We start from the raw sequence: 25857 nt of genomic DNA on the forward strand, positions 1-25857 counted from the left end.
TCTCTAGCCTTTCGCAGTGGGTCGGATCTGCATCAGCAGGTCCCATTCGATTTCCGAAACCCGGCGCCCGCTGGCCGCCATCACGATGTCGCGCACGCTGCCGTCCGAGTGCGCCGCGGCTTGCCCGGCCAGCCCGACCCCCCATGCGAGCGTGCACATCACCTTCCACCAGCGGAAACGGTCTTCATCGAACTCGCCGCCCGCACGGCGGTAGCCGCGCGCGAACGCGCCGCGGCCCGCGAATCCGCCGAATTCCCGGTCGTCGGCGCGGAAGCGCCACATGCGCAGCGCGGGCCAGGCCACATCGCGCATCGGATCGCCGTGACGCTGCGCGCCTTCCCAGTCGAGCACCGCCCGCAGTCCCTCGGGACCGACGACGATGTTGCCGTTGCGCATGTCGGTGTGCAGCAGCGCGGTACGCGGCGGCGCGGGCGGGCAGCGGCGTTCCAGCCAGCGCAGCGCGAGGGCGAACACCGGCCGGTCCGCCAAGAGCGCGCGCACGTGCTCGCCCGCCTCGATCAGCTGGTGCTCGGGATCGGCGGCGGCCTCGGGCAGCCGAGCGGGGGCGGTCGCCGGATCGATGGCATGCAGGCGGCCCATGGCCTCGCCGAGCTGTTCGGCGACTCGTTCGCCGAGACCCGCCGACTCCGTCAGCCGCAGCACCTTGCGCGGCACCGTCTCTCCGTCCACCCGTTCGGTAACCACGAACGGCCCGTCGGCGTAGGCGCTGTCGGTGCAGATCGCCACGACGGGCGGAACCGGGACACCGTTGCCGCGCGCCAGCTCCCGGACCGCGGCCTCCACGTCCACGGGGACGAGCTCGATCGCGTTCGGCACGATGGTCGCGACCAAGCGCCGCTTCGCGCCTCCCATATCGGCGTCGAAGGCGACGTTACGACGGCGGGCGCCCGCGGAGAGGTATTCGACGTTCGACACCGTCACCGCGTGGCCGCTGCCCGACCCGAGGAACTCCGCCAGGCCACGTGCCAGGTCGGAACTCACTCGCCCGCCCACGCGTCGTACCCCGGCTTGGCGATCGCGAGATCGGCCCGCACCACGGAAACCAACGCCGCCCAGAGCTGTTCGTCGTCTCCTTCGGGTACCGCGGCGAGCAACTCACGCTCCTGCTCGGCCGCGGCGGGGCCGGATTCGATCTCTCTGCGCACGATCCTGGCGAGATTGGCGCCCACACGCGCCTTGTGCTGCAACCCCGCGGGCAGGGCGGGCAGCAGCGTCTCCTCGAGCAACTCGGCGAGCGATTCCAGCAACTCCGCTGCCGATGGGCGATTCTGCATTCGTTCCCCTCGGTCGATCCCGGCCCTCAGCATGGCACGCGCCGTCGCTGTCCCGATCGGTACTTTCGGCCGTCACTCCCGGTCGTCGAGCCGCAACAGCCCCGCGGTCGTCGAGCGGAAACCGCAGGCGGCGAAGTAGAACGGCGGGTTCGACACGCTGGACGGCCTTGCCGATGCCGGGAAGCTGCACTACATTCCTGCGATCGCGAGACCACTCGGTCTCCAATCCCTGCGCGACGTACCCGCGACGGCACAGCGTGGGACCCGCGTTGACGATCGGAGCCGGCTCGATGGCGATGCTGCTGTACTACCTACTCCTACCGCTGTACCTGGCAGAGGCTTTCGTCGACCTGCTGGATTGAGCGCCGAGTAGCCCGGCGCACCGCTCCGGAGGCCTCCGCACCAGACGCGGCGCTGTCTTCCGCCCTGCCCAGTCCTACTCCGTCCGTCGAACCTCTCACCCGGCTTGCTCGGCGCCGGGCGGCTGGTGGAAGCCGGGGCCCGCCTTGGGTTCGACGTCGCGCGGGTCGATCGGTTCGCGGCAGTGGTCGCAGACGAGCATCGGCGAGGTCTCGTGCCCGCAGGTGCGATGCTCGAGGACGATGGGCTTGCCCTCCGGCCCGACCAGATGATGGTCGCCCCAGACCATCATCGCCGTGACGATCGGATACAGCTCGCGGCCCGCGGCGGTGAGGTGGTAGTCGACGCGCCCGCCGCCGTGATCGGTGCGGGTGAAGACGCCCGCGTCGATCAGCATGCGCAGGCGGCTGGTGAGCAGGTTGCGGTTGGTGATGCCGATATTGCGAGCGAAATCGCTGAAGCGGTGCACCCCGAAGAACGCCTCGGCGATGAGCAGGATGGTCCACCGGTCGCCGAGCAGTTCGACGACGCGGGTGACCGAATCGTCGGCCGGGCGCCGCAATGTCATGACGGTATTTTCGCATCCCTGCTCGGTATTGCTTTCCTACTAACAGTATCGGAATAATACTAAGTAGACCGGCGCCCGCTCCGGCCGGACAGTTGGGAGTGTCGATGACGACCACGAACCACCCGACCAACGACTACGTGCGCCTGCTCGACCCAGCGGTGCGACCGGATCCGTATCCCCTGCTCGCGCGACTACGCGACGCCGGTGCGTTCCGGATGGGGACGGCTCCGGTAGTCGTGCTGACGCGCTACGCGGATTGCGCCGCCATGCTGCGCGATCCGCGCGCGAGCGTCGACCGGTCACTGGCCCGGTTGCAACTCGGCTCGATGCCGATCTATGACGGGACGCGGGAGGACGGTGCGGCGCGTGCGAAGCCCTCGTTCCTGTTCCTCGATCCGCCGGATCACACTCGCCTGCGCCGCCTCGTGTCCGCGGCGTTCACCCCGCGGGTGGTACGGCGATTGGAGCCGCGGATCACCGAGATCGTGGACGACTTGCTCGACCAGCGCGCCCGCGAGGGCGGGTTCGACGCCGTCGACCACTTCGCCTATCCGCTGCCGGTGACCGTCATCTGTGAACTGCTCGGCGTCCCGCTCGCGGACGAAGCACGGCTGAGCGCCTGGTCCGCGCTGCTGTCGCGCACGCTGGACCCGACCTCCCGCGCGGCCGCCCGATTCCGCGCCGACCCGGCGCGGATCCAGCGCGCCGGGACCGAACTGCACGCTTACTTCGAAGATCTCATCGATCGACGCCGCCACACACCGGGCCCGGATCTACTGTCCGAACTCATCGCTGCGGAAGACTCCGGCGACACGCTCACCCATGCCGAATTGATCTCGACCTGCGCACTGCTGCTGGTCGCCGGCCACGAGACCACCGTCAACCTGATCGCCAACGCGACCCTGGCCCTGCTGCGCAGGCCGGAGGAACTCGCGGCCCTGCGCGCGGATCCGGACCGGGCGGCGGGCGTGGTCGAGGAGACGCTGCGCTTCGACCCGCCGGTCCAGCTGATCCCGCGCGTCGCCGCCGACGACCTGACCATCAGCGGCACGAGCATCGAGCGCGGCGACCTGGTGGTGCTGCTGATCGCGGCCGCGCACCGCGATCCCTCGGTGTTCGGCGACCCCGGCCGATTCGACCCGGCGCGCGAGAACCGCCACCTGGCCTTCGGCCTCGGGGCGCACTTCTGCGTCGGGGCTGCCCTGGCCCGCTTGGAGACGCGAGTGGCGTTGACCCGGTTCGCGCAACGCGTCGAATCCCCCTCGCTGCCCGTTGACCCGCCACCGTATCGAGAACACGTCAACCTGCGCGGCCCCGCGCACCTGCCCATCGAATTCGCTGCGATCCGGCCCAGGTAGTCCCGCCGGTCAGCCGTCGTAGGAGACGTGCGGCGTCCATCCGTCGGCGGGGCGGACGGCTGCCGCGTGCAACGCCGCGGCGACCCGGTCCCGCGTGAAAGCGCCCTCCCCCAGCACTCCTTCGACCTGGACGGCGACCGCCCGGATCCCCGCGGGCGCGAGTGTGGCGTCCAAGCTGGTGACCAGGTTGCGCACCGCCGCCTTCTGGATGCCGAGCGAGGCGGCTCGGTGCCACGGTTTATCCGCGGCCGCGCTGCCGGTGACCAGCACGCGGGCGCCCTCGGACAGGAAGGGCCGCGCCGCCTGGACGGCGGGCAACAGCGCAGCGGCGCCGACGGTGAAGTCCTCGATCAGTTCGGGAATCGAGAGCTGTAGCGGATCGGCCTCTCGGAAGACGCTGGGGTTGAAGTGCAACACGTCGATACGGCCGTGGCGCTCGCCCACTCCCGTGACGACCTCGCCCACGTCGGCGGGGTCGCTCAGATCCACCCCGACACCCTCCGCGTCGAACCCCTCCCCGCGCAGTTTCTCGGCCATCGGCTCGGCCTCCTCGGGAAACCGGCAGGCCAGCACCGTGGCGAAACCGTCGACGGCGAACAGGCGGGCGACCGACAGCCCGATGCCGGGACCGGCGCCGAGCACGAGGAGCACAGGAGCAGTCATGGGTCCCGAGCCTAGGTGCGCCGCCGAGCGGCGTTGTGTGCCGGGACTATTCGACGACGGCCTTGATCCGGTTCAGCGTCTCGCGCATCCCCTCGACGTTGGTCTTGCGGCGCGCCCACCCGGCCAGCGACCAGTACAGCCGCAGCACGGGATTGCTGTGCAGCTGGAACGACTCGGTGACGTCGGTGCCGCCCTCGACCGGCTCGAAGACGTAGCGCCACGTATTGACCGGCATGCCGCGCGGTCCGAGCACGGTGAACGCGAACTCCCGCCCCGGCTCGCAGGCGACGATGCGGCACACCGTCGCGTACTTCAGCCCCCAGCCGTTGCGGTTGACATGTCCGCGGAACTTCACGCCGACCGCGGGACCGGTGGCGCCGCCGAGCCACTCCGCGGCGAACGTCTCGGGACTGAATCGCCCGGTGTTCTCGATGTCGCTGACCAATTCCCAGATCTTGTCGGCGGGGGCGGCCATGCGCACCGTCACGCTGTCATGCATGCGGCGAACGCTAGCAGGCGGTACCGCCCCCGCTTCCGGGCCGAGCCCAGCCGCGGCCACGCGTGCCGCCCAGCCGTCCACGTCGGCCAGCCACTGGCCAGGCTGCAGCACCCAGCACGTGGCGAGTAGATCGTGGCCGAGGTGCGCGAGGGCCGCGTGTTCCGGCCAGTAGTCCCGCGTCCACTCGGGGTCGTCGGTCGCCGAGTCGATGCCACTGCGGACCACACCGACCAGCTCGAACTGCAGATGCTGGACCAACACCCACGCTCGAGCGTCCATCGGCTTGCGACGCAGCCGGTCGAGCAGGGCGTGGGCGGCGGCGCGCCCCCGGCGATCCATCCAGCGGAAGGTGCGCCGATGCCCGTACGGCGCCACCCCGTACAGCGCGAGCACGGCGACGGCGACGCCGAGCACCGTCTCAACCAGCCGATCCCGGATCACCGGTCCGATCGGTCCGCCCGTGGTGGCGACCCCGCCCGCGATCAGCGCGACCGGGGTGATGAAGACGACGGCCAGCGCGTAGTTGCGCGGCACGAACAGCTCGATACAGAACTGCAGCGCGGCGATCAGAACGACCAGCGCGTAACCGGTCGGCCCGAGCTGATAGATGAGCGCGAACAGACCGAGGCCCGCGATCGTGCCGACGAACCGGTGGATCGCGCGCACCTGCCCGCGCACTCGATCGGGCCCGGTTTGCAACACGATCAGGGCGCTGAGCACCGCCCAGTGCGGCCGCTCCAGACCGAGCAGCGCGCTCAGGCCGCCCGCGCCCAGGCAGCCCGCGGCAACGCGCATCGCGCTGATCGTCGCGTGCGAGGAGAACGACAGGGAACGCCGCAGCCGGAAGCCGACTCCGGGACGGGCGAACGAGACCAAGGGATCGACAAGCAGATCGTCGGTGTCGTCGTCGGGAACGTGCCCGGCCAGCCTGCGCCGGGCGGTTTGCAGGGTGGCCAGCAGCTCGGCTTCCCCGGGATCCGAGGGCGGACCCGCGTCGTAGACCGCGGCCCACGCGTCCGCCATCGCCGAGCCGGCCCGGTGGCGCAGCTCGATCGCGGGCGTCCCCGCCTCCCGCGCCGCCACATAGGCGTCGACCGCGCGGACCGCGGCGTCCACCGCCACGCGTTCGGGCTTGCGGCGATCCCGCAGCACTCCGGCCATCGAAACGACGACCGACGCGACGACACCGCAGGCGGCGCACAACAACAGCGTCGCCATCGCCGTCCCGGTCTCGACGGCTTTCATCGACCCCGCACAGACCAGTGCGAAGAACAGCGCGCCCGGCGGCCCGAGCCGCAATGCGTCGATGACGAAGACCGCCACGACCGCGATCGCCGACACCACGGCCACCATCAGCAACGACGTACCGAGTCCCGTATCCAGCAGGCCGCCGATGAGCGCGCCGGCGCCGCTCGCGGCGAGCAACGCCACACCGGCGGCCAGCACGACCCTGCCGCGCACCCGGAACGGGCGCCCCTCGCCATAGAGCACGGCGAAGGCGCCGAACATGACGAACACCGCCGTGTCCGGACGGCCCAGACCGGTGATGATCGCGGCGGGGACAGCGAACGCCACCGCAGCGCGCAGCGCCACGCTCCACCGCCGGCCCGCGGGCGGCAACGCGAACAACAGCGAGCCGACGCGGCCCCTCGGTGGCACCGGATCCGGGTATGTCGCGGCCACCTGCTGTCCTCTCTGGTCAGGACGAATCCGGTCCGGACGAATCCGGTCCGGACGAATCCGGTCTGGACGGACTGCCTGGTGCACACCTTAGATTCGTGGCATGACCGCCGACGCTCATATTCCCCTACCCACGCGCGTCCACGCCTTCGGCGACGACGCGCTCGGTGATCACGACGCCGTCGCCCTGGCTTCGCTGGTGCGCGACGGGACGGTCTCGCCACGCGAACTCGCCGCTGCCGCCGTGGCGCGCGCCGAGCAGGTGGAAAAGCTGGCGGCCGTCGCCTACCCGAGCTACGGGAAACCTCTGCTGCCCGCCGACCGGACCGGCACGTTCTACGGCGTGCCCAGCTTCGTGAAAGACAACCTGGACGTGGCGGGCATGCCGACGAACCAGGGCACGGCCGCGTTCCACGCGACGCCCGCTCGCGCGCACAGCGGCTACACCCGGCAATTCCTCAGCACCGGCCTCACCGTCCTCGGCAAGAGCGCCATGCCCGAATTCGGCTTCAACGCCAGCAGCGAGTCGCCGCACGTCGCGCCCACCCGCAACCCGTGGCACACCGACTACTCGGTGGGCGGCTCGTCGGGCGGGGCGGCCGCGCTGGTGGCGGCGGGTGTCGTACCGATCGCGCACGGCAACGACGGCGGCGGATCGATCCGGATTCCGGCCGCGTGCGCCGGGCTGGTCGGCTTGAAACCGACGCGGGGACGGCACGTGGTATCCGGGCTGGCTCGCACGCTGCCGGTGGATATCGTCAGCGAAGGAGTGCTGACCAGGACCGTGCGCGATACGGCGGCCTATGCCGCGGCGGCGGAACGCTATTGGCGCAATCCCGCGCTGAAGCCGATCGGCCGCGTCGACGGTCCCGCGAACCGCCGCATGCGGATAGCGCTCGTGCTCGACAACATCGCGGGACCGCTCGCCGCCGGCCCGACCCGGGATGCCGTCGAAAGGGTTGCGCGCACGCTCGAAGCCTGCGGCCACTCGGTCGAACCGGTGCCCCTGCCGTTCGACGCCACGATCGAGAACGCTTTCCTGCACTACTGGGGCCTGCTCGCAGCCCTGGCCACCACGACGGGACGGCTCGTCGACCGGAGGTTCGACGCACGGCGCGTGGACGACCTCACGGTCGGTCTCCGCGCCCTCTTCCTGCGCCGGGCCCTGCACGCCCCGCTTACGATTCGCCGGTTACGGGCGGCGACGGCCACCTACGAACGGGAACTCGGCCCCTACGACGCGGTGCTGCTTCCCACTCTGGGCCACACCACACCGGAGCTCGGCTATCTCAGCCCGACCGTGCCGTTCGACGAACTCATCCAGCGGCTGCGCGCCTACGTCTGTTTCACCCCGATCAATAACATCACCGGAACGCCTGCCATCACGGTTCCGGCGGGCCTCACCGCCGCCGGGGTGCCCATAGGAGTCCAATTCGCCGCCACACGCGGCAACGAGCGCACCTTGCTGGAGCTGGCCTATCTGATCGAAGCGGAACAGCCGTTCCCACGCCTTCTCCCCTGACCCCTTCCCACTCGACTTAGGTTAGGCTAAGTTCATTTTCCGGGGGATTCGGACGGACTCGGCCGCAGGCCGGAGAGGACGAGATCATGGGCGCGAACGTCGATCTGACGGGAGTCCCGGAAACCATGCTGTGGACGCTCTACAACCGGGCGTCGGAAGCGAAACGGGCGGATGGCATTCTGCGCGACCCGGACTGCGTCCGGATCTTCGACGCGCTCGAGTACGACTATGCGCGAGCCTTCGGCGCACCCGACGGCACGCACGCGGTGCGATCGCTGCGGTTCGACCTCGCACTGCGGCCGTGGCTGGCCGAACACCCCGGCGGGACCGTGGTCGAACTCGCCTCGGGACTGGAGACCCAGTTCCAGCGGTGCGACGACGGACAGGTGCGCTGGCTGTGTGTCGATGTGCCCGAAGGCATCGCGCTGCGCGAACGGTTCCTTCCACCGAGCGAGCGCTGCCGTCACCTGCCGATCAGCGCGTTGGACACAGCCTGGCTGGACGAGGTGGAGGCCGACCGCGGCGTCTTCGTCACGGCGCAGGGGCTGCTCATGTACTTCGAGCCCGACGAGGTGCGGCGCCTGTGCATCGCGATCTTCGACCGACTGCCTGGCGCGGAATTCCTGTTCGACATCATCCCGCCATGGTTCTCCCGCAAGACCATGCGAGGCTTCCGTAAAACACCGCACTACACCGCTCCCCCCATGCCCTGGGGCGTCAAGCGCAGCTGGGTGGCGGCACTGCTGCGCGAGTGGAGCCCGCGGGTGGCCGAGGTGAGCGTGTCGTCCTACGGACCTTCCCGCGGCCCGCTCGCGGCGAGTCTTCCGATATTCGAGCGCCTTCCGGTGCTGCGCGACATCCCGCCCGCCATCGTCCGTGCGCGTGGCGCCGAGTAGGTCAGGGGGCGCCGACATTCGCCCCGGACGACGGGCGGTCGCGGTGCACCGGACCGTGGGCGTCGTCGCAGTGATCCTCCAGCACCGGCAGCAGGCGCTGCTCGTGCACGGCCGCCGACGGGCCGACGACATGGGTATGGTCGACCTGCAACGTGGTGTGGGTGATGCCGTAGGCGTCGTGAAGCAGATGCTCGATTCGCTGACGCAGCCCGTGACAGTCGGCGCCGGCCCGGACCAGCACGTGCGCCGACAAGGCGATGTCACCGGAGGTGATCTGCCAGACGTGCAGATCGTGCACCTCGTCGACGCCGTCGATGTCCACCAGCCTGCGCCCGAGCGCGTCCGGATCGACGCCCGCCGGCGCCGCCTCCAGGAAGATCCGGCCGGATTCGCGCACCAGCCCGAGCCCCGCCTTGACCATCAGCGCGACGACGATCAGCGTGGCGATCGCGTCCGCCCTGGCGAAGCCGGTGGTCAGCACGACGAGGCCGGCCACGGCGGTCGCGATGAACCCGTACAGGTCGTTGAGCACATGCTGGAAGGCGCCCTCGACGTTGAGGCTGGAACGGTTGGCCTTGCTGATCGCCCAGGTGGCCACGATGTTGACCACGACACCGGCCAACGCGGTCACCAGGACGAGCCCGCCGGTCACCTCGGGCGGCTCCAGCAAACGGCGCACGGCCTCGTAGGTGAGCCAGCCCGCCAGCACGAGCAGCGTGACGCCGTTGGCCTGCGCCGAGAGGATCTCGGCGCGCTTGTAGCCGTAGGTGTACTTGCCGTTCGCGGGGCGGGCCGCGAACCGGATCGCGATGAGCGCGAGCACAATGGACGCGGCGTCGGTGAGCATGTGCGCCGCGTCCGACAGCAAGGCCAGCGAGTTCGCCAGCACGCCGATCACGACCTCGACCGACATGAACCCGACGATCAGGGCCAGCGCGATGGTCAGCCACTTGCGGTCGGCCTCACCGGACAGCCCGTGCCCGTGCGCGTGACCATGTTCGTGCCCCATCGACCCAGCCCCTTCCATCAATCACCGAAATATATGCGCATGTTTGCATCTGTCATGTCAGCTTAGCTGACCCTGCGCGGCGCGCGATAGCGCAGCCAAGTGAGCTGGATCACGTCGCATTGGGTTCGGCGGCGGGGTCAGCCGAGCAGGGCGTGCACTGCCGCGTATGTCGACACAGTGGCGATCAGCCCTGCGGAAACACTTGCGACCACGTTCACCGCCGCGAACAGATACGCTCCCCGGTCGGCAAGCCGCACGGTCTCGTAACCGAAGGTGCTGTAGGTGGTCAGCGCTCCGCAGAACCCGGTGCCGAGCAGAACGAACAGTGACGAGGGCAGTGCGGTCCCGGCCCCGGCGAGCGTGCCGAGCACGAGACAACCGAGCAGGTTGACCAGGAAGGTGCCCCAGGGGAACAAGCTGTCACGGCGATCCTGCACCGCCCGGTCGATCAGATACCGCAGCGGCGCGCCGATCGCGCCGCCCACGAGGACCAGCAGCACGTTCATCGCGCTCCTTCCCGTCTCTGCCGCAGGCGCTCATACCCCGCCCTGGTGAGCCACATGGCGGTGAGCGTGGCGAGCAGAGCGCAGATCAGCGTGCCCGCCAGATAGCAGGTCGCGACGAGGATCGCGCCTGTCCGCAGCAGCTCGCGAATTTCATTGACATAGGTGGAGAAGGTCGTGAATCCGCCCAGCACGCCGACGCCGAGGAAGGGGCGCAGCAACCGATGGGCGGCCCAGATCTCGGTCACCGCCACCATCAGCACGCCGATCGCGAAGCAGCCCGCCACATTGGTGAGAAAGGTGGCCGACGGGAAGTGTCCCGGCTGTGCGGGCAGCCACTGAGCGAGTCCGTAGCGAGCGAGCGCTCCGAGCGCTCCGCCCGCGGCGACGACCACCGACACCGGGCCGTGCGTACGCCAGAACTCCCGCGCGGGGTTACGCGCGCGGCCCGCGGTGTCGATCGGTTCGTCGGTCGGTTCCCCGCCCACCGCGCATCTCTTACCCGAGGTGTCCGGAGCAGCGCCACCCCAGGTCACGACGCGGCCGCGCTCATCGGTCCCCGGCCTGTCCGGCACCGTCGTGCGCGACGAGTACCGAGCAGCCGACGTGGCGTGCGGCCTTCTCCGCGGTGCTGCCCATGAAGCGGCCCCAGATGCCCGAGTGCCCGCTGCGCCCCACCACCAGCAGGTCGGCATCGTGGTCGGCGGCGGCGGTGGCCAGTTCCCGCGCGGCCTGACCGGCGCGCAGTTCGGCCCGCACCACGATGCCGCGCCGGTCGGCGGCCTCGGCGGCGGTGGCGAGCCAGCGGCGACAGGTCCGCTCCCCGAGCGAGCGTTCGTCCTCCATCTCGCCGACCACCGGACCGTAGTGCGGCAGATGCTCTTCGACGGCCACGACCGTGAGCGTGCAGTGCTGCACCGCCGCCAAGTCGAGCGCCATCGTCAGGGCGGCCCTTGCGCCGGGAGAGTCGTCGTAGCCGACCACGATCCGCTGGAACACCTCTTCATTGTGATCCCTCGGGTGGGCCGGAGCCAGCACTCGGGCAACCCTTTGGCAATCATGCGGTGGCCGTGGATCGCTCCGCCGCGAGCACTTCGGCGGCCGCACGCTCCCCGGAACGGATCGCTCCCTCGATGTAGCCCGACCATTCCGTGGCGGTTTCGCTCCCGGCCCAGTGGATCGCGCCGACCGGGTGGCGCAAGGCCGAGCCCAGGGTGGTCAAGACGCCCGGCGGGTAGAAGGCGCCGTAGCCGCCGCGGGCGTATGGGTCGTCGGCCCAGACCTTTTCGTGCCATTCGAGCGGTTCGCGGGCAGCGTGCCCGAAAGCCCGTACCAGTGAACCGATGATCATGGCGCGTCGCTCGCTCGCGGGAAGGGCGGCCAACCGCTGCGCGGCCCGGCCCGGCACCAGCGCGCCGAGCACACCGGGACCACCGGGGCGGGTGGCGTCGAAGGTCACCGGCACGGGATCGCGCAGGTTCAGCGACTGCCCGGTGAGCCGGTCGTCACGCCAGAACGGCCGCTCGTAGACCGCGAACGATTTCAGCACCGAGCCCATCGGCATGCGCTGGGTCAATTGGTCGCGCGCGGCGGGCAGCGGCGGATCGTAGGCGATGCGTCCGGCGAGCGCGGGCGGCACCGCCACGATCACACGCTCGGCCCGCACGTCACCGGCGGCCGACTCCACCCGCACACCGCCTGGTCGGCGCCGAATCGTCGTGACCGGCGCGCCGAGACGCAGCGCGTCACCCATCTCCGCGGCCATGGCCAGCGCGGGCCCGTCGGCGCCGTCGACGAACAGTCGCGTCACCGTTTCGGCGGTGATCCCCGCCTCGACGCCGCCCGCCGAGCGGATCGTAGTCAGCAGACCGAGCATGGAGATGCTGCCGACGTCGACGCACAGTTCCTCGCCGATCATCACCTCGGCCAGGTTCCGGGCGCGCCGCTGGGGCACATTCCGGCGCAACCAGGTCGCCGCGGTCATCGCGTCCAGCCGGTCGGCGCCCGGCGTGGTCCACGGGCGCGCGAGGTCGACCCGGGCGGCCATCCGTTCCAGCCGCCACATGGCCTGGGCGAGCACGACGAGCACGAGCGTCGGCAATGGCGGGCGCGCGCCGCTGAACGGCCGCCGGACCACTCCCTCGACCATCAGGTCGACCCCTTCGGGTGGCGCGTATATCGCGGCGCCGTACTCCTCGGCCAGCGCGGCGAGCCTGCCGTGCGCACCCGAGATCCACTGTCCGCCGAGGTCGACGGCCCATCCGTCGCCGACCCGCGCGGTCAAGGTGCGACCGCCCGCACGATCGCTCGCCTCCAGGACGACGACGTCCCGGCCGGCCGCTCGCAACGTCCGCGCCGCGCACAGTCCGGCGTATCCGGCGCCGACGACAACGACGTCCGCACGGTCCATTGGTGGCCTCCCGTCGCCGCACCGTAACTCGACAACCACTGTCGATCACGCATCGCCGATCCGCAACCGGCACGGTGATCCGGGCCGCAGGGACTGCGCATCGCTGCCACGATCCCGATCCGGCGCGAGGCGTCCGATTGCCACAACGTCCGATCCGCTGTTCCAGCGCAACCGACCGCTCACCCGCCTGTCCGCCGCGTAAGCCCAGAAGGCGCTCGGCGACGGCCGCCGAAACCGCGGCCGGAAACGAACCGATCGCCGAAGGCACTGCGCGGCTGCCCATCCTCCGCCCGGCAGCATGACTCCCGGCGCGGCGGCTATCGCGTCAAGGTGGCGAGGGCGGCGAGGGCGGCCTCCTGAAATGTCGCGACCAGCGTGCGCGGCGGGGCCGTGACACGTCCGCGTACCCACTGCCTGCAGTACTCCTGCGCTGGTCCGACACAGATCGCGTGGGCGACCGGATAGCCGTCCTCGCCCACGTCCGCGGTTGCCCGCAGCTCTCGATACCGGCGCTCCAGCGCACCGAAGAAGACCCGATTGTGTTGTGCCAGTTCCGGCTCCGCAGCCCGCGCGACCTCGTCCGGCAGCGTGGCGAACAGGAAACGGGCGAGATCACGATGATCTTCCACCCAGCCGAGATGGGCCGCGAGCATCGCGCGGATCGCCTGCTCGGCGCCGACGTCGGACGTGTCGAGAACCTCCAGCACCGTCCGCTGATAGTCGAGCATGCCGAAGACGTAGACGGCGGCGGCCAATTCGGCCTTCGAGCCGAACGCGTGGAACATGCTGCCGCTGGACAAACCGAGACGATCGCGCACGCCCGCCACCGTGAACGCCGAATAGCCCGTGGCCAGCAACTGCCGCGTCGCTTCGGCCAAGATCCGCTCGCGGGTGCCCACGGCCGTCTAGCCGTCGAACTCGGCATCGATGCCGGACCGCACCGCCGCGAGCACCTGAGCACGGACCCGCAGCTTCGTCCCGGTGTGCGCGGCGAAGTCGATTCCGGTCAACCGGTGCGCTTCGGCCGTCGCGCGCGTGCGCAGGTCGTCCGCGTCGGCGGCGAGCACGTCGAGGAAGCCGAGCTGTCTGGCCTCTTCGGGTCCGACCAGGATCCCGGTGTTCGCCGCGCGGTCGAATCCGGGGGCGGTGAGCCGATGCCGTGCCAGCTCCACGCCGTAATGCGGGATGGTCAGCCCGATCGCGACCTCGTTGAGACCCACTTTGAAATCCCCCACGACGCCGAACCGCACGTCCGTGGCCAGCAGCGTGAACGCGCCCTGGGCGATCGCGTGCCCCGGGCATGCCGCGACGACGGGATACGGGAACCCCAGCAGCCGATGGACGAGGTTGCCGCCGGCACGCAGGGTTCGGCGGATGTCGTCGGCGGAACGCGAGAACGTCGCCAGGTCGTAGCCCGCGGAGAATACGCGTGGGCGCCCGGTCAGCAGGACGACGGCGCGGTCGGCCTCGGCTCGGTCCAGGGCGGCGGCGATGGAACCGATCATGTCCTCCGACATCACGTTGGCCTTGCCGTCGTCAAGCGTGATCGTGGCGACCCCGTCTTCGAGCTGGTAGGTGGCGAGTTCGGTCATGGCAGCCTCCTCTAGAGCGATGCTCTAGAGTATCACTCTAGAGGGGCTGGCAGCTATCCACGGGCTCCCGGTCACGGAGCCGGTTTCGGACAAGGTGTCGTTGTGGCAACGATCCGAAACGGCGACCGCGGATCGACCGATACAGGACACACACGATGCTGCCGAAAGAGCCTGGCGCGCGCGGGCTTCGGACTAGCCTCGGGACAGGCTCAGGTGGAGGAAGCGACATGACCGCAGCAACCGTCATCCGTCCGCTGGCGCCGAGTGAGGCGATCTTCGCCAACAGTGAAGTCCTCGTCGGCTATTCGATTCGGATCGCGGGTCGGTTGGATCTCGCTGCCCTATCGGCGGCATTCGAAGCCGTGGTGCGCTCCCGCCCGATCCTCGGCGCCCGCTTGGAGCCGGACGGGTGCGGTGGGCATTTCCTGCTCGAATCGCCGAGCGCCGCACCCGAGATGACGGTCACCGAGGGTGATCCCGAGCAGTTGCTGACCGGCGCCCGGCTGGATCAGCGCAGAGCGCTCGCCTCGCTGTGCGTAGTCCGCGACCGCGCCTCCGCGGGCGTCACTTTGGTGACTCACCACAGCGTCGCGGATGCCTATCATTCGCTGGCCGTGTTCGCGGAGCTGTGGTCCTGCTATACCGACCTCGTCCGCGGGCAGTCGGCCGAATCGGAGCCACACGGCTTCCCGCGATCGGTGGAAGACCTGCTACACGAACGCGGCGTGCGGAAGATCGGCACACCGGTTCTGCCGTACCGTCCGATGGGCGTCGCTCGGACCATCTCCGGCCCAGAAGATCCCGACTACCTCCTCCCCCGCACCGCGCGCTGCAGGCTGACCCGCGCGCAGACCGCCGCGCTGATCGAGCTCGGGCACCGGGAGGGCACCACGATCAACGGCATCGCCTCCGCCGCGATCCTGCTCACCGAGGCCGAGTTGCGCGGGCTGCCGCTGACCGACCTGGCCTACACCTATTCCGTCGACCTGCGCACCCGGGTGCGGCCGCCGATCGGGGCGACAGAAGGCACCAACGTACTCGGCTTCGACAACTTCGTGCCGGGCCCACGGACCGGCGCGACGCTCGTCGAACTGGCCCGCGCCATCAGCGACTCGCTGCGCGCCGGACTCGACACGGGCATGGTGCAACAGACCCCGCTGCACATTCCCGAGATCGCCGCGGGCCCTCCGCCGCGCGCACCGGGCATCGTGCTCGCCACCAACTGGGGACGGGTGCCCAGACCGCGCGTGCCGGAGGACCTGCGAATCACCGACTTCCGCTCGATCATGCTCGGCAAGCCGGACAGGACCGGGCACCGGCTGCAACAGCCGAGCGGCACCATCATCATCAGCACCTTCGACGACCGGCTGAGCATCGAGATCCACCACCCCGAGGAAACCACCGATGAACAGCGGCTGCGCGTCCGGCTGCTCACCACCCACCTGTCGGGTTTCAGCGCGGCAGGCGCCGCATAGCGCGCGCCGCGGACGTACGGGACAACGTCTGCAACGGATCGGTGAGCAAGTCGGTGAAAGCCAGTTCCGCGGCCCCGATCAAGGTCGCGTCACCGCCGAGTGCGCTGGTGCGCAACCGGACCCGTTCGCGGACGGCTCGAAGGCCGTTCACCGCCACCCGGCTGCGCACCTGCGCCGTGGACGCCAGGTAGATCTCGCGCAGCACGCCACCGAACACCACCATCGACGGATTGAAGATGTTCACCAGATTGGCGACGCCGCGGCCGAGCCATTCGCCGACCTGGTGCAAGGCGTCCCGTGCCGCCGCGTCGCCGCGGGCAGCCGCCTCGATGATCGCGTCGACCGCCGCCTGCCCCGAGGGTTCGGTCCGTCCCGCCGCCGCGATCAACCCGAGTTCGCCCGTTTCGACCTCCAGGCAGCCCCGGGAACCGCAGGCGCACGGCCGCCCGGCCGGATTGACGATCATGTGCCCGACTTCCCCGCCGTAGCCGCCTTCCCCGCTGAGCAGTTCACCGTTGACGATGATGCCGCCGCCGATACCCACGTCGCCGTGCAGGTAGATCAGGTTCGCCGAGCCTTCTCCCGCACCGCGTTCACGCTCGGCCAGCGCTCCGAGATTGGCGTTGTTGCCGACCGCGACACGGAGGCCGAGATCGAGTTCCCGTGTCATCTCTGCGCCGAAGGGGACGTCCACCCAGCCGAGGTTCGGCCCGTAGCGCACCACGCCGTCCTCCTCCCGGACCATGCCGCAGAACGCGACGCCGACGCCCACGCACACGGCGTCCGCGGCAGCCGCACCGATCACCTCCCTGGCCATCGTCACCAAGGCGGCGATCACGTCGCCCGGGTCGAACGTCCCACCCGGACGGGTGGTCTCGATGCGATCGAGCACCGAACCGCCCAGCCCGACCCGTGCCGCGATGAGGCGGTCCGCGCCGACGTCCAGCGCGACGACGTAGACCCGCTCCGACCGCGGCCGCACCACCAGTGACGGCCTGCCCGCCCGTCCGGTCTGCCCGGGCAGTTCCTCGCTCACCAGGCCTGCCGCCGCCAGGTCCGTGGTGAGCGCGAGGATCGTGCTGCGGTTCAACCCCATCCGCTCGGCGAGCGCGGCGCGCGACACCGCCCCGTCACGGTGGACGTGCCGCAGCAACCCGGCGAGGTTGCGCGTGCGGATCTCCTCGGGAGAAGGTGCTGCTCGCATTCACCGGGCTTTCGTCACGGGGCTGACATTCATCGAAGCAGGAGCGCACGTTTACGGGACATGGCGTCCACTCCGGCGGCCGAGAGCAGGACAAATCCTGGTCACAACGCATCTCGTGCCCGCGCTGTAGTCCATCAGCCCCATCCCGTTGTCGATCACCGCGACCCACCGCGGCGCCGAGCACCGCGTCCAGCATCCGCTCCTTCGAAGGAATGGAGCCCCTTCCGCAATCCCCTCATCGAATCGCGGAAGGGGCGTGCGGTATCAGATCCCGTTGTCCAGCGCCGCGAACACCTGCTGCAAGTACTTGCGGTCCACCATGCCCCAGCGAGCGGAGGTCTTGCTGTCGGGAAGGATCACGCCAGTCCGGGTTCTGCCCGCGGACTCCGCCGTATCGTCGCCGCACGCCGTGAGCGTGGCGGCAAGCAGCGCGAACAACAGCGCCGCCGCGCTGAACATGCTTTCGCATGAGCGGGTCTCTCATCTCCGGCCGGAGAAGTCTCCGGCCGGTCGGAGCGGACCGAATGTTGTTCACAGCAACATATTAGACTGTGATGCAGCGCACAACCCCTGTTCTGTTGTTCCGGATGGCAATCTCGACACGCGTACGTTCGCTCGGGTGGAAGCCGTTGCGCCACCGCAGGGAAGACGTGCGGAGAAGGCGTGAACAGGGGTGTCGGACCAGCGCCGACCGCCACGCGCGCGGACGCCACCAGCCCGGGCGGCCCCGCGCCCGGCATCTGACGCGCGTGAGGAAGGCGTCCGCGCGAAACAGACCACCGGGGATCGGGCGCATAGCGGGCCTCCGGCACAGTACCCTTGGCGATGAATCATGGCGCGGTAGCGACAGACTGGGATCCGGGAGGGGAACAGTGGACACGCTCAAGCTCGACCCGGCGGCGATGGCCGCCTACACCGCGATAGCGGACGCGGTGTCCAAACAATTGGCGTCGGCGGCCGCGGTCGCCTCCGGCGCGGTGGATCCGGACCGGCTGGCCGCCGATCTCGGGCTCGTCGGCGCGGAATTCGCGGCGCGTTTCTCCGCGGCCGTCTCCGAACACGCGGAGGCGTTGTCGACCGCGGGACAGCTGGTCGGCGCCTACGGCCAGGTCCTGCGTGGTTACAGCGAGGAGGCGCAGGGTGTCGACGCCGCGACGGCGACGGCGATCACCCGGTCAGGGGAGGAACTGGCATGAGAAGCCTGATGGGACTGCGCAAACGGTCACACGCCACCCAGCCCGCCACCGAGACCCCCCGGCCGCTGAGCACCGAACCCGGTGTCGACCCGCCGATCGTCGCCGCGCTGGTCAAACCGCTGTTGACGCTGCGTTCCTCGCTCGGTACCGGTGTCGGCGTGCCGAGCGCGGCAGCCACCGGCGCACTCTCGGCCGCCTCCACACAGGTGGCCGATACCGAAGGTCCGCACCGCGAAGGCCTGCACGCGCTGGAATCGACCTGGACCTCCCGCGCCGCCGACAGCGCGGTGCCCGCGATGCGCACCACCCAGACCCAGATCGGCGACATCTCCGACCGGGGACCCGCCTATCTGTCCGTCCTCGCCGACGCGCACGCCACCTCCGGGCGCGCGGCGCGGCAAGTCGACCAGATCATCGCCGACTTCCGGCGCGACGCGCGGGAGATCCTGGGCAACGCGACCTCCGCGCCGGAGACCGACGCCGTCATCGCACGGGCCACCCAGGCGCTGCGCGACGCGCTCACCACGGTGACGGCCGCGCGTACCGAGATGGACGATCACACCAGGAAACTCGACGCGATGGGACCGCTCACGGTCACCTCACCGTCCGGCGTCACGCAAGGCCAGGCCGTCTACCCCGGTAGCACCGGACAAGTCGTGCCCGGCACCACGACGCCCGCCACCACGCAGCCCTTGGACCCCGCACAGGCCGCGCAACTGCAGTTGCAGCAGCAGCTGATCTCCGCGGGCGTGCAACTGGGCACCACGGCCATCAACGCGGGCGTCGACATCGGCACGCACATCATCGACAAGATCGCCGAAGTCGGCATCCACAGCATCGACACCGTGGCGGCGGCCGCGGACAAGGCGATCCCGGAACTGATCAACCCGGGTTCCACCACCAACTCCGGCACGAACGGCGACGACTCGAAGAACTCCTCGAAGCTGTTCGACTTCGGCGGATCGCAGGACCACAAGTCCTCGACCGGCCCCGGTTCGGTGGCCCCGCCGGGCAATTCTGCGCCCGCCGGGAGGGCGGACGTGCCGAAGCCGGAGAGCAGGCCCGCGCCCGCGGTGGGGCCGCCCTTCGCCGACTCGACGCCGCCCGCGCCCGCGGGCCGCCCGGAACATCCCGGTCATCCCGGCACGACCGGCGGCATGGTACTGCCGCCCGCCCCGCCGCCGGGTGGCAACGACCACGAGCACAAGCCGCGCGACGGACAGCTCGGCGTGACCATCCCGTCCGCTGTGACAGCGGTCGTACCGGTGCTGGGCGAATTCGACGATGACACCCCCTGACCGGGAGCATCCCAGTCAGGCCGCCGGTCAAGGTAATCCGTTCGACACGGGTCTGCCGATGCTGCGCATTCCCGCGAGCAAGCCCTCGAAGCGCCGCCGTTCGGCCGGTCGCCGCAAGCAGATTCGCCGCCGCGAGCCGCAGCACGAGGCCGCCGAACCCCCGCGAACCCCGCAGCGGCCGAGTCCACGGCCGCGTCTCGGCGAGTGGGAGCAGTGGCTCGATCCGGCGCCTCCGGCCGCGCGCCCGCCGCAACCGGCGGCCGCGCAGCAACGCCGCACGCCCGCCGAGCCCGAGCCGGCCAAGGCCGAGGACAGCCCCGTCAAGGCGCCCGGCATCGTCAATCGGTCCGGAGTCCATCCCGGCACCCCGGTGCGCCATCCGCGTCGCACGGATCAACAGCGCGGCAACCGCACACTGACCGCCCTGATCGTGCTCGCCATCGTGGTCGCCACCGTCTCGATCGGCGTGGCCATGATCTACGGTTCCGAGGCCGATTCGCGCAAAACGGCGGCGACGTCGCAGTCGCGTGCGGCCGGACCCGCGCCGGCCACCTCGGTATCCACCTCCCGGCTCAAGCCACCGTGGGCGATCGCGACGCCGGGGTGCGAGCAAAAACGCACCGCCGACGTCGTTTCCGGTACCGATCCCGGCGGCACGGGCAACGGTCCCGACGCCATCTTCGCTTTCGAGTACGCCTATTACGCCGAACGGTCCGGGTACCGGGCCCGCGCGGTTGTCGCCCCCGACGCGGCGGTGGCCTCCGCCGATCAGATCCAGCGCGGTATCAACCAGGTGCCCGTCGGCACTCGTTACTGCGTGCATATCTCCCGGGCGGGGGACGGTCCCGACGGTCAAGCACGGTGGGAAGTCCGGTTGACCCAGCAGTTTCCCGACGAGGAGCCGTACACTTTCACGCAGTTCATCACGACCCGGACCGGAACGGATCAAACGCTGATCACCGGGATCATGGCGGGCTGACCCGCGCTGCTCCGCGCGATGTCGAGCCGAAACGCTCCCGTAGCGCCCCATACCGCCGCCCGCGCGGAATCTATTTGCGAACACCTCTATTCACAGAGTGCGCGGTGCTCTAGATTCCTCTGTGAGAGTGCGTATTTCGCACGACCGCAGAGCGAAAGGTCCGACCGTTGCGTCGTCCGTTCCGGATAGCCCTCGCCATCGTCGCCGTGACCGCGGGCCTCACCGTGCCCTTCCTGTCCGCGCACCCGGCACAGGCGGCGCCGACGGTGCGCTGGGAGACCCGGGTCAGCGACCGGATCCTCGACATCGGAGCCTCCTCGCCCAACCTCGAGGGTCCGGACTGGTCGGTCAAGGTGGTCCGGCTGCTGCTCCCGCCGGGGTGGTCCAAGGACTCCGCCCGCACCTGGCCGACCGTGTGGGTGCTGCACGGCGGCTTCGACGACCACAAGTCCTGGACCGACAAGGGCAACCTCGAGGCGCTCACAGCGGGCAAAGAGGCGATCTTCGTGCTGCCCGAGACCAGCTGGTGCAGCGCGTATTCCAATTGGTACAACGAGGGGCGCGGCGGTCCCCCAGCCTGGGAGAGTTACCTCTTGGACGACGTGCGCACCCTGCTGGAAACCAGCTATCGAGCCAATACGACGCGTGCCATCGCGGGCAACTCCATGGGCGGTCTCGGCGCCATGAAATTCGCCGCCGCACACCAGGGTTGGTTCAACTCCGCGGCTTCCTTCAGCGGCAACGTCGATCCACTGCACGATTCCGGCGCTCCCGGCGAGCCCGACAAGCCCGGCCGAGGCTGCGGCGCCGAGTGGCAACGGGTCTGGGGCGATTACATCGTCAACCGCGATGTCTGGGTCGCCAACAACCCCTACAGCCAGGCCGACGACCTCACCGGCATCCCACTGTTCGTCTCCTACGGCAAGGCCGACCCCGTGGAATCCGCCGCCTACGAACAGAATTTCCGCTTCGTGGACCGGCTGCAACAACTCGGAGCGCGGGTCGACGAACGCTACGTTCCCGCCCAAGGCCACAACTGGGATGCCTGGAAGATCCAGATGCAAAACGCTTTGCCGATGCTGCTGTCCTCGGTGGGAGCCGCGTAACCCACCGGCCGTCCAGGCCCTGCCGCGCCGTCGGTCCGCCGATCCGTCGTCGAGCGATGTCGTCCGCCGCGGCCGCAGTGGTCGTCGGAACGACGTGCGCCTGTTGCCTCAGTGTGGGGTCAGTTTGACGACCGGGATCACCCGTTCGGTCTTCTCCTGGTACTCGGCGAAGCCGGGCATGATCTCGACCATGGCGGCGTAGAGGCGATCGCGTTCCGGGCCTTCGGTGACGGGAGTCGCCGTGGCCAGGAGGGTTTCGGTGCCGATTTCGAGGGTGACCTCGGGGTTGGCGCGCACGTTGTGAAACCAGTCGGGATTGGTGGGAGCTCCCGCCTTGGACGCGATGACCACGAGGTCGTCGCCGTCGCGGATGAAGGCCAGAGGATTGGTGCGCGGAAGACCGGATTTGGCGCCGATGCTGGTGAGCAGCAGCAGTTCGCGACCGGCGAAGGGGCCGCCGACCTTGCCCTCGTTGGCGCGGAATTCCTCGATGATCTTGGTGTTCCAGTCGCCTGCCATGGCCTGTTCTCCTGGAGGGTCGGGTGCGCCGGGTCGTGGGCGAGCCTACCCAAGTCATCGCAGAGGCCGCTCGCCCGCCGCCGGGCTACGGTGGGTATCGCCGTTCGTCTACCGATCACCTCTGCTGGAGGCGCCTTGCGCACCATCGCTCGCGTACTGCTCGTCCTGACGGCCCTCGTCTGCGCCGCGGTGTCGCTACCGCCCGCGGCCCTCGGTGCGCCGGAAACCGTGCAGCTCGACGACCTCACCACGAGGAAACTCGACGAATTGCTGTCGCTGCGCGCTCAGGCGCCCGCCTCGGCGACCCGGGCGGAGCTGATCGAGTTGCTGTCGCGTCCGTTCCTCGGCACGCCGTACGGCGCGAACATGCTCGTCGGGTCGGCGACCGAGCCCGAACAGCTGGTCATCGACTTCCGCAGGGTGGATTGCTTCACCTACCTCGACTATGTCGAGGCGCTCAGCAGATCCACCGACCGAACCCAGTTCACGACGAACCTGATCGAAACACGCTATGCCGGTGGACGAGTCGATTTCCGGCAGCGCAAACACTTCTTCAGCGATTGGGCGCACACCGCCAAGGTCGCTGCCACCGACGTCACGGCGACATTGAGCGCCGGGGCGGTCACCGTCGCCAAGCAGCTCAACGCGAAAGCCGGCGGCGGCAGTTACCTTCCCGGGTTGCCCGTGGTCGATCGCGCGATCACCTACATCCCCAGCGCTGCCGTCGACCAGGATGTCGTGAGCAGGCTGCGCACCGGCGACTACGTAGGCGCCTACACCGACCAGCCCGGCCTGGACGTCACCCACGTCGGCATCTTCGTGACGACCCCCGCGGGGCTGGTCTTCCGCAACGCGTCCTCGCTGGCGGCCGACAACAAGGTGGTGGACAAGCCTTTCGCCGAGTATGTCCGGTCCACTCCGGGCATCGTCGTACTCCGGGCGCGGTAAGCGCGGGCTCGGTTGTCGAGCCCTCGTTGCGAGTCAGGAAACGGGCGCGGGCTGCCGGACCGCCGATTTCGGCGTCGCGGCGAGTGTCTTGTCCAGGTCCGTGCGCAGGGTGGTGGCCGAGTCGAGCAAGTAGTTCTGCCGCACCTTCCACGGATGACGGTCGCCTTGTCGAGGGAAGTCGCCGATGGAGCGCTGGATGTAGCCGGAGGCCAGATCCAGCAGCGGGTGCTCCCCGAGGTCGCCTCGCGGCGCGGGCACCACGGCGGCGTAGCCCTTGCGATCCATGTGATTGAGCACCTTGCAGACCAGCCGGGAGGTGAGATCGGCGCGCAGCGTCCAGGACGCGTTGGTGTACCCGATGCACACGGCGAAGTTGGGGACGCCGGTGAGCATGGCCCCTTGCCAGACGAACTGCTCGGACAGATCGACCCGCGCACCGTCGACGCTGGGAGCGATACCGCCGAACGCGAGCAGTTGCAGCCCGGTCGCGGTGATCACGACGTCCGCCTCCAGCACTCGGCCGGACTTCAGCCGGATTCCCTCCGGCACGAAGCTGTCGATGTGATCGGTGACGACCTCGGCCTTGCCTTTCTTCATCGCCTTGAAGAAGTCCGCGTCCGGGACGGCGCACAGACGCTGGTCCCAGGGGTTGTAGGTGGGCGTGAAGTGCTCGGCGACGGCCTTGTCGTCCTTCAGGATGCGCGTGGTGAGGCCGGTGAGCAGCTTGCGCGCCGCTTCCGGACGACGCCTGCAGTACTGGTAGAAGCCGATGCCGAACAGGATGTTCTTGGTGCGGATCACGCGATGCGCCAGCCCCGGCGGAAGCAGCTCGCGGACTCTGTCGGCGATTTTGTCCCGGCCCGGCACGGGGCTGATCCAGGTCGGCGACCGCTGCAGCATCGTCACCAGCTGCGCCTGCTCCGCCATGGCCGGAACCAGCGTGACCGCGGTCGCGCCGCTGCCGATCACGACGACGCGCTTGCCGCGGTAGTCGAGGTCCTCGGGCCAGAACTGCGGGTGCACCACGCGGCCGGTGAACGAGGCTACGCCGGGAAACTCAGGCGCGTACGGCTGGTCGTAGTTGTAGTACCCGGCGCAGGCGTAGAGGAAGCCGCAGGTCAGCGTGCGCTTCTCGGCGACGCCCGACTCGTCGCGGTGCTCGAGGGTCAACGTCCAGCGCGCGGCGCCGCTGTCCCAGTCGGCGGCGATCACCTTGGTGCGATAGCGGATGTGCCGGTCGATGCCGTGTTCGGCGGCGGTCTCGGTGATGTAGCGCAGGATCGAGGGACCGTCCGCGATCGACTTGGCGGCGCGCCACGGCTTGAACGGATAGCCGAGGGTGAACATGTCGGAGTCCGAACGAATGCCGGGGTAGCGGAACAGGTCCCAGGTGCCGCCCAGCGTGTCGCGGGCCTCGAGGACGGCGTAGGTCTTGCCGCGGCACTCGGTCTGCAGCCGGTAGGCCGCGCCGATGCCGGACAGTCCGGCGCCGACGATGACGACATCGAGGTGTTCCGGTGCTACGGCGGTCTCGCTCATCCCTCCAGTGTGCGAGCCGAGCGGACCGCATTCTTGACTTCGCGCGACAACTATTTGATTCTGGACGACATGTCGGTGATCCGGTCGGCGGGCTTACGCGGTTTCCGCGCGACCGTGGCCGAACTAGGCGGCGACGCCGAGGCAATGGCCATCGCGTGCGGCCTGCCGGTGGCCGCCCTGGACGCCGACGACTTACTGGTGCCCGACGAGCGGGTCGCGGCCGTGCTGGAACTGGCAGCGCACCGGCTGCGCTGCCCCGACCTGGGCTTGCGGATATCCCACCGGCAGGATTTGGACATGCTCGGTCCGCTCGCGCTGGCCATCCGGAATTCGCCGTCGCTGGCCGACGTGCTCGAATGCTCGGCGCGGTATCTGTTCCTGCACGCGCGGTCGCTCAGTTTGACGCTGGAGCCCGACCCCTATGGGGACCGCGGCGTGATCGCGCTGCGCTACGGCGTGCGGCCGGGACTACCGACACCGGTCCAAGGCACCGATCTGGGGCTGGCCTTCGTGCATCGCACCATCCAGCGCTTGGTGGACGACCGCTACGGACTGCGCTCGGTCGAGCTGCCCTACCGGCCGGAGGCCCCGGTCGCCGATTACGAGGAGTTCTTCGGCGCCCCGGTTCGCGTGGGGCGGCCGTTCGCGGCGCTGCGGGTGCCGAGCAGTCTGGCCAGCCGCCCGCTGACCGGTGGTGACGAGAACCTGCACCGGCTGGCCATGGCGTTCCTCGCCGAGCAGTCCGGCGACGCGGACGCGGCGATCGGCCCGCAGGTGCGCGCCGCCGTCCGGCAACTGCTCGGCACGGCCGCACCCGAGATAGGCGCGGTGGCAAGGCTGCTGACCGTGCACCCGCGCACCCTGCAACGACGTCTCGCCGCCGAGCGCACATCGTTCGCCGAGATCCTCGACGAGGTCCGCAGGGACGCGGCGCGCCGGTATCTGACCACGACGGATATGCCGATGAGTCAGGTCGCCTCGCTGATCGGGCTGTCCGAGCAGGCGACGTTCACCCGGTGCGCCCGAAGATGGTGGGGCACAACGCCTACCACACTGCGACGCACCGGTGCGCAGACAACGGCGCACTCGCACAACACGTTCGGGTGACAGCTCGACAACGGTCCGGTGTCCGATTCGCCCGTTTCGGTAACGGTTGCCTCCGAAAGCTCTGCGCCCATTCCCTCTTCGACGCCGTGTCTTTACCGTCGATGACGGGGTAGGTGTGCAACGGAAGGGGG

General features: G+C 69.7%; 25 protein-coding genes and 1 pseudogene. 10 read left to right on the plus strand and 16 right to left on the minus strand.

The window, feature by feature from the left end:
• Nucleotides 1–3: 3 nt before the first annotated feature.
• From K8O92_02040 to K8O92_02050, 3 genes are all read right to left on the minus strand, one after another.
• The gene (locus K8O92_02040; protein ID UAK32825.1) at nucleotides 4–1002 is read right to left on the minus strand and encodes a phosphotransferase family protein; all 999 of its coding nucleotides are present in this window, start codon (nucleotides 1000–1002) and stop codon (nucleotides 4–6) included.
• Nucleotides 999–1295 (minus strand): DUF6285 domain-containing protein, encoded by a 297-nt coding sequence (locus K8O92_02045; protein ID UAK32826.1) that lies wholly within the window; start codon nucleotides 1293–1295, stop codon nucleotides 999–1001. The genes K8O92_02040 and K8O92_02045 overlap by 4 nt, the downstream gene beginning before the upstream one ends.
• Nucleotides 1296–1752: 457 nt before the next feature.
• On the minus strand, nucleotides 1753–2223 hold the full coding sequence (locus K8O92_02050) for a helix-turn-helix transcriptional regulator (GenBank protein UAK32827.1): 471 nt from the start codon (nucleotides 2221–2223) through the stop codon (nucleotides 1753–1755).
• A gap of 104 nt (nucleotides 2224–2327) precedes the next feature.
• Between K8O92_02050 and K8O92_02055 the strand changes: the two genes are divergently transcribed.
• Nucleotides 2328–3581, plus strand: a complete 1254-nt coding sequence (locus K8O92_02055; protein ID UAK32828.1) for a cytochrome P450 — start codon at nucleotides 2328–2330, stop codon at nucleotides 3579–3581.
• Nucleotides 3582–3590: 9 nt separating this feature from the next.
• Here the strand turns inward: K8O92_02055 and K8O92_02060 are convergent, their stop codons facing one another.
• The 3 genes and pseudogenes from K8O92_02060 to K8O92_02070 form a co-directional block, all read right to left on the minus strand.
• Nucleotides 3591–4244 carry an SDR family oxidoreductase gene (locus K8O92_02060; GenBank protein UAK32829.1) on the minus strand — a complete coding sequence of 218 codons (654 nt, stop codon included), beginning with the start codon at nucleotides 4242–4244 and terminating at the stop codon, nucleotides 3591–3593.
• 46 nt (nucleotides 4245–4290) lie between these two features.
• Complete coding sequence (locus tag K8O92_02065; protein ID UAK35383.1) at nucleotides 4291–4743, minus strand: SRPBCC family protein; 453 nt, start codon at nucleotides 4741–4743, stop codon at nucleotides 4291–4293.
• 69 nt (nucleotides 4744–4812) lie between these two features.
• Nucleotides 4813–6426: pseudogene (locus K8O92_02070) on the minus strand (FUSC family protein).
• A 100-nt stretch (nucleotides 6427–6526) separates the two neighbouring features.
• Between K8O92_02070 and K8O92_02075 the strand changes: the two are divergent.
• Entirely contained in the window at nucleotides 6527–7945 is a 1419-nt protein-coding gene (locus tag K8O92_02075) for an amidase (GenBank protein UAK32830.1), read from the plus strand.
• An 86-nt stretch (nucleotides 7946–8031) separates the two neighbouring features.
• Nucleotides 8032–8841 (plus strand): class I SAM-dependent methyltransferase, encoded by an 810-nt coding sequence (locus tag K8O92_02080; protein ID UAK32831.1) that lies wholly within the window; start codon nucleotides 8032–8034, stop codon nucleotides 8839–8841.
• 1 nt (nucleotide 8842) lies between these two features.
• Here the strand turns inward: K8O92_02080 and K8O92_02085 are convergent, their stop codons facing one another.
• The 6 genes from K8O92_02085 to K8O92_02110 form a co-directional block, all read right to left on the minus strand.
• Nucleotides 8843–9850: a cation diffusion facilitator family transporter gene (locus tag K8O92_02085; GenBank protein ID UAK32832.1), complete on the minus strand. Its 1008-nt coding sequence runs from the start codon at nucleotides 9848–9850 to the stop codon at nucleotides 8843–8845.
• Between the two features lie 137 nt (nucleotides 9851–9987).
• Nucleotides 9988–10356, minus strand: a complete 369-nt coding sequence (gene crcB / locus K8O92_02090; protein ID UAK32833.1) for a fluoride efflux transporter CrcB — start codon at nucleotides 10354–10356, stop codon at nucleotides 9988–9990.
• Nucleotides 10353–11048: a CrcB family protein gene (locus K8O92_02095; protein ID UAK32834.1), complete on the minus strand. Its 696-nt coding sequence runs from the start codon at nucleotides 11046–11048 to the stop codon at nucleotides 10353–10355. Before K8O92_02095 ends, crcB begins: the two co-directional genes overlap by 4 nt.
• A gap of 362 nt (nucleotides 11049–11410) precedes the next feature.
• Entirely contained in the window at nucleotides 11411–12763 is a 1353-nt protein-coding gene (locus tag K8O92_02100; GenBank protein ID UAK32835.1) for an FAD-dependent oxidoreductase, read from the minus strand.
• 317 nt (nucleotides 12764–13080) lie between these two features.
• Nucleotides 13081–13662 (minus strand): TetR/AcrR family transcriptional regulator, encoded by a 582-nt coding sequence (locus tag K8O92_02105; GenBank protein UAK32836.1) that lies wholly within the window; start codon nucleotides 13660–13662, stop codon nucleotides 13081–13083.
• Between the two features lie 6 nt (nucleotides 13663–13668).
• Nucleotides 13669–14355 carry a crotonase/enoyl-CoA hydratase family protein gene (locus K8O92_02110; protein UAK32837.1) on the minus strand — a complete coding sequence of 229 codons (687 nt, stop codon included), beginning with the start codon at nucleotides 14353–14355 and terminating at the stop codon, nucleotides 13669–13671.
• Nucleotides 14356–14582: 227 nt separating this feature from the next.
• Here K8O92_02110 and K8O92_02115 point away from each other — a divergent pair, with 227 nt between their 5' ends.
• Nucleotides 14583–15830, plus strand: a complete 1248-nt coding sequence (locus tag K8O92_02115; protein UAK32838.1) for a hypothetical protein — start codon at nucleotides 14583–14585, stop codon at nucleotides 15828–15830.
• On the opposite strand, the gene K8O92_02120 is transcribed toward K8O92_02115, so the two are convergent.
• Entirely contained in the window at nucleotides 15808–17034 is a 1227-nt protein-coding gene (locus K8O92_02120) for an ROK family protein (GenBank protein UAK32839.1), read from the minus strand. The genes K8O92_02115 and K8O92_02120 overlap by 23 nt on opposite strands.
• Nucleotides 17035–17298: 264 nt before the next feature.
• The gene (locus K8O92_02125; protein ID UAK32840.1) at nucleotides 17299–17493 is read right to left on the minus strand and encodes a hypothetical protein; all 195 of its coding nucleotides are present in this window, start codon (nucleotides 17491–17493) and stop codon (nucleotides 17299–17301) included.
• Nucleotides 17494–17906: 413 nt separating this feature from the next.
• Here K8O92_02125 and K8O92_02130 point away from each other — a divergent pair, with 413 nt between their 5' ends.
• From K8O92_02130 to K8O92_02145, 4 genes are all read left to right on the plus strand, one after another.
• On the plus strand, nucleotides 17907–18230 hold the full coding sequence (locus K8O92_02130) for a hypothetical protein (protein ID UAK32841.1): 324 nt from the start codon (nucleotides 17907–17909) through the stop codon (nucleotides 18228–18230).
• Entirely contained in the window at nucleotides 18227–19528 is a 1302-nt protein-coding gene (locus K8O92_02135) for a hypothetical protein (GenBank protein UAK32842.1), read from the plus strand. Before K8O92_02130 ends, K8O92_02135 begins: the two co-directional genes overlap by 4 nt.
• A complete protein-coding gene (locus K8O92_02140; protein UAK32843.1) occupies nucleotides 19515–20507 on the plus strand; it encodes a hypothetical protein in 993 nt (330 codons plus the stop codon). Before K8O92_02135 ends, K8O92_02140 begins: the two co-directional genes overlap by 14 nt.
• Before the next feature lie 167 nt (nucleotides 20508–20674).
• Nucleotides 20675–21613: an esterase family protein gene (locus K8O92_02145; protein UAK32844.1), complete on the plus strand. Its 939-nt coding sequence runs from the start codon at nucleotides 20675–20677 to the stop codon at nucleotides 21611–21613.
• A gap of 108 nt (nucleotides 21614–21721) precedes the next feature.
• On the opposite strand, the gene K8O92_02150 is transcribed toward K8O92_02145, so the two are convergent.
• On the minus strand, nucleotides 21722–22132 hold the full coding sequence (locus K8O92_02150; protein ID UAK32845.1) for a nitroreductase family deazaflavin-dependent oxidoreductase: 411 nt from the start codon (nucleotides 22130–22132) through the stop codon (nucleotides 21722–21724).
• 135 nt (nucleotides 22133–22267) lie between these two features.
• On the opposite strand from K8O92_02150, the gene K8O92_02155 reads away from it, so the two are divergent.
• Entirely contained in the window at nucleotides 22268–23080 is an 813-nt protein-coding gene (locus K8O92_02155; GenBank protein UAK32846.1) for a DUF1460 domain-containing protein, read from the plus strand.
• A gap of 33 nt (nucleotides 23081–23113) precedes the next feature.
• Here K8O92_02155 and K8O92_02160 read toward each other — a convergent pair whose 3' ends face one another.
• Nucleotides 23114–24619 (minus strand): NAD(P)/FAD-dependent oxidoreductase, encoded by a 1506-nt coding sequence (locus tag K8O92_02160; protein ID UAK32847.1) that lies wholly within the window; start codon nucleotides 24617–24619, stop codon nucleotides 23114–23116.
• A gap of 69 nt (nucleotides 24620–24688) precedes the next feature.
• On the opposite strand from K8O92_02160, the gene K8O92_02165 reads away from it, so the two are divergent.
• Complete coding sequence (locus tag K8O92_02165) at nucleotides 24689–25726, plus strand: AraC family transcriptional regulator (GenBank protein ID UAK35384.1); 1038 nt, start codon at nucleotides 24689–24691, stop codon at nucleotides 25724–25726.
• Nucleotides 25727–25857 lie beyond the last annotated feature (131 nt).

This window comes from Nocardia asteroides (assembly GCA_019930625.1).
Taxonomy (GTDB): Bacteria; Actinomycetota; Actinomycetes; order Mycobacteriales; family Mycobacteriaceae; genus Nocardia; species Nocardia sputi.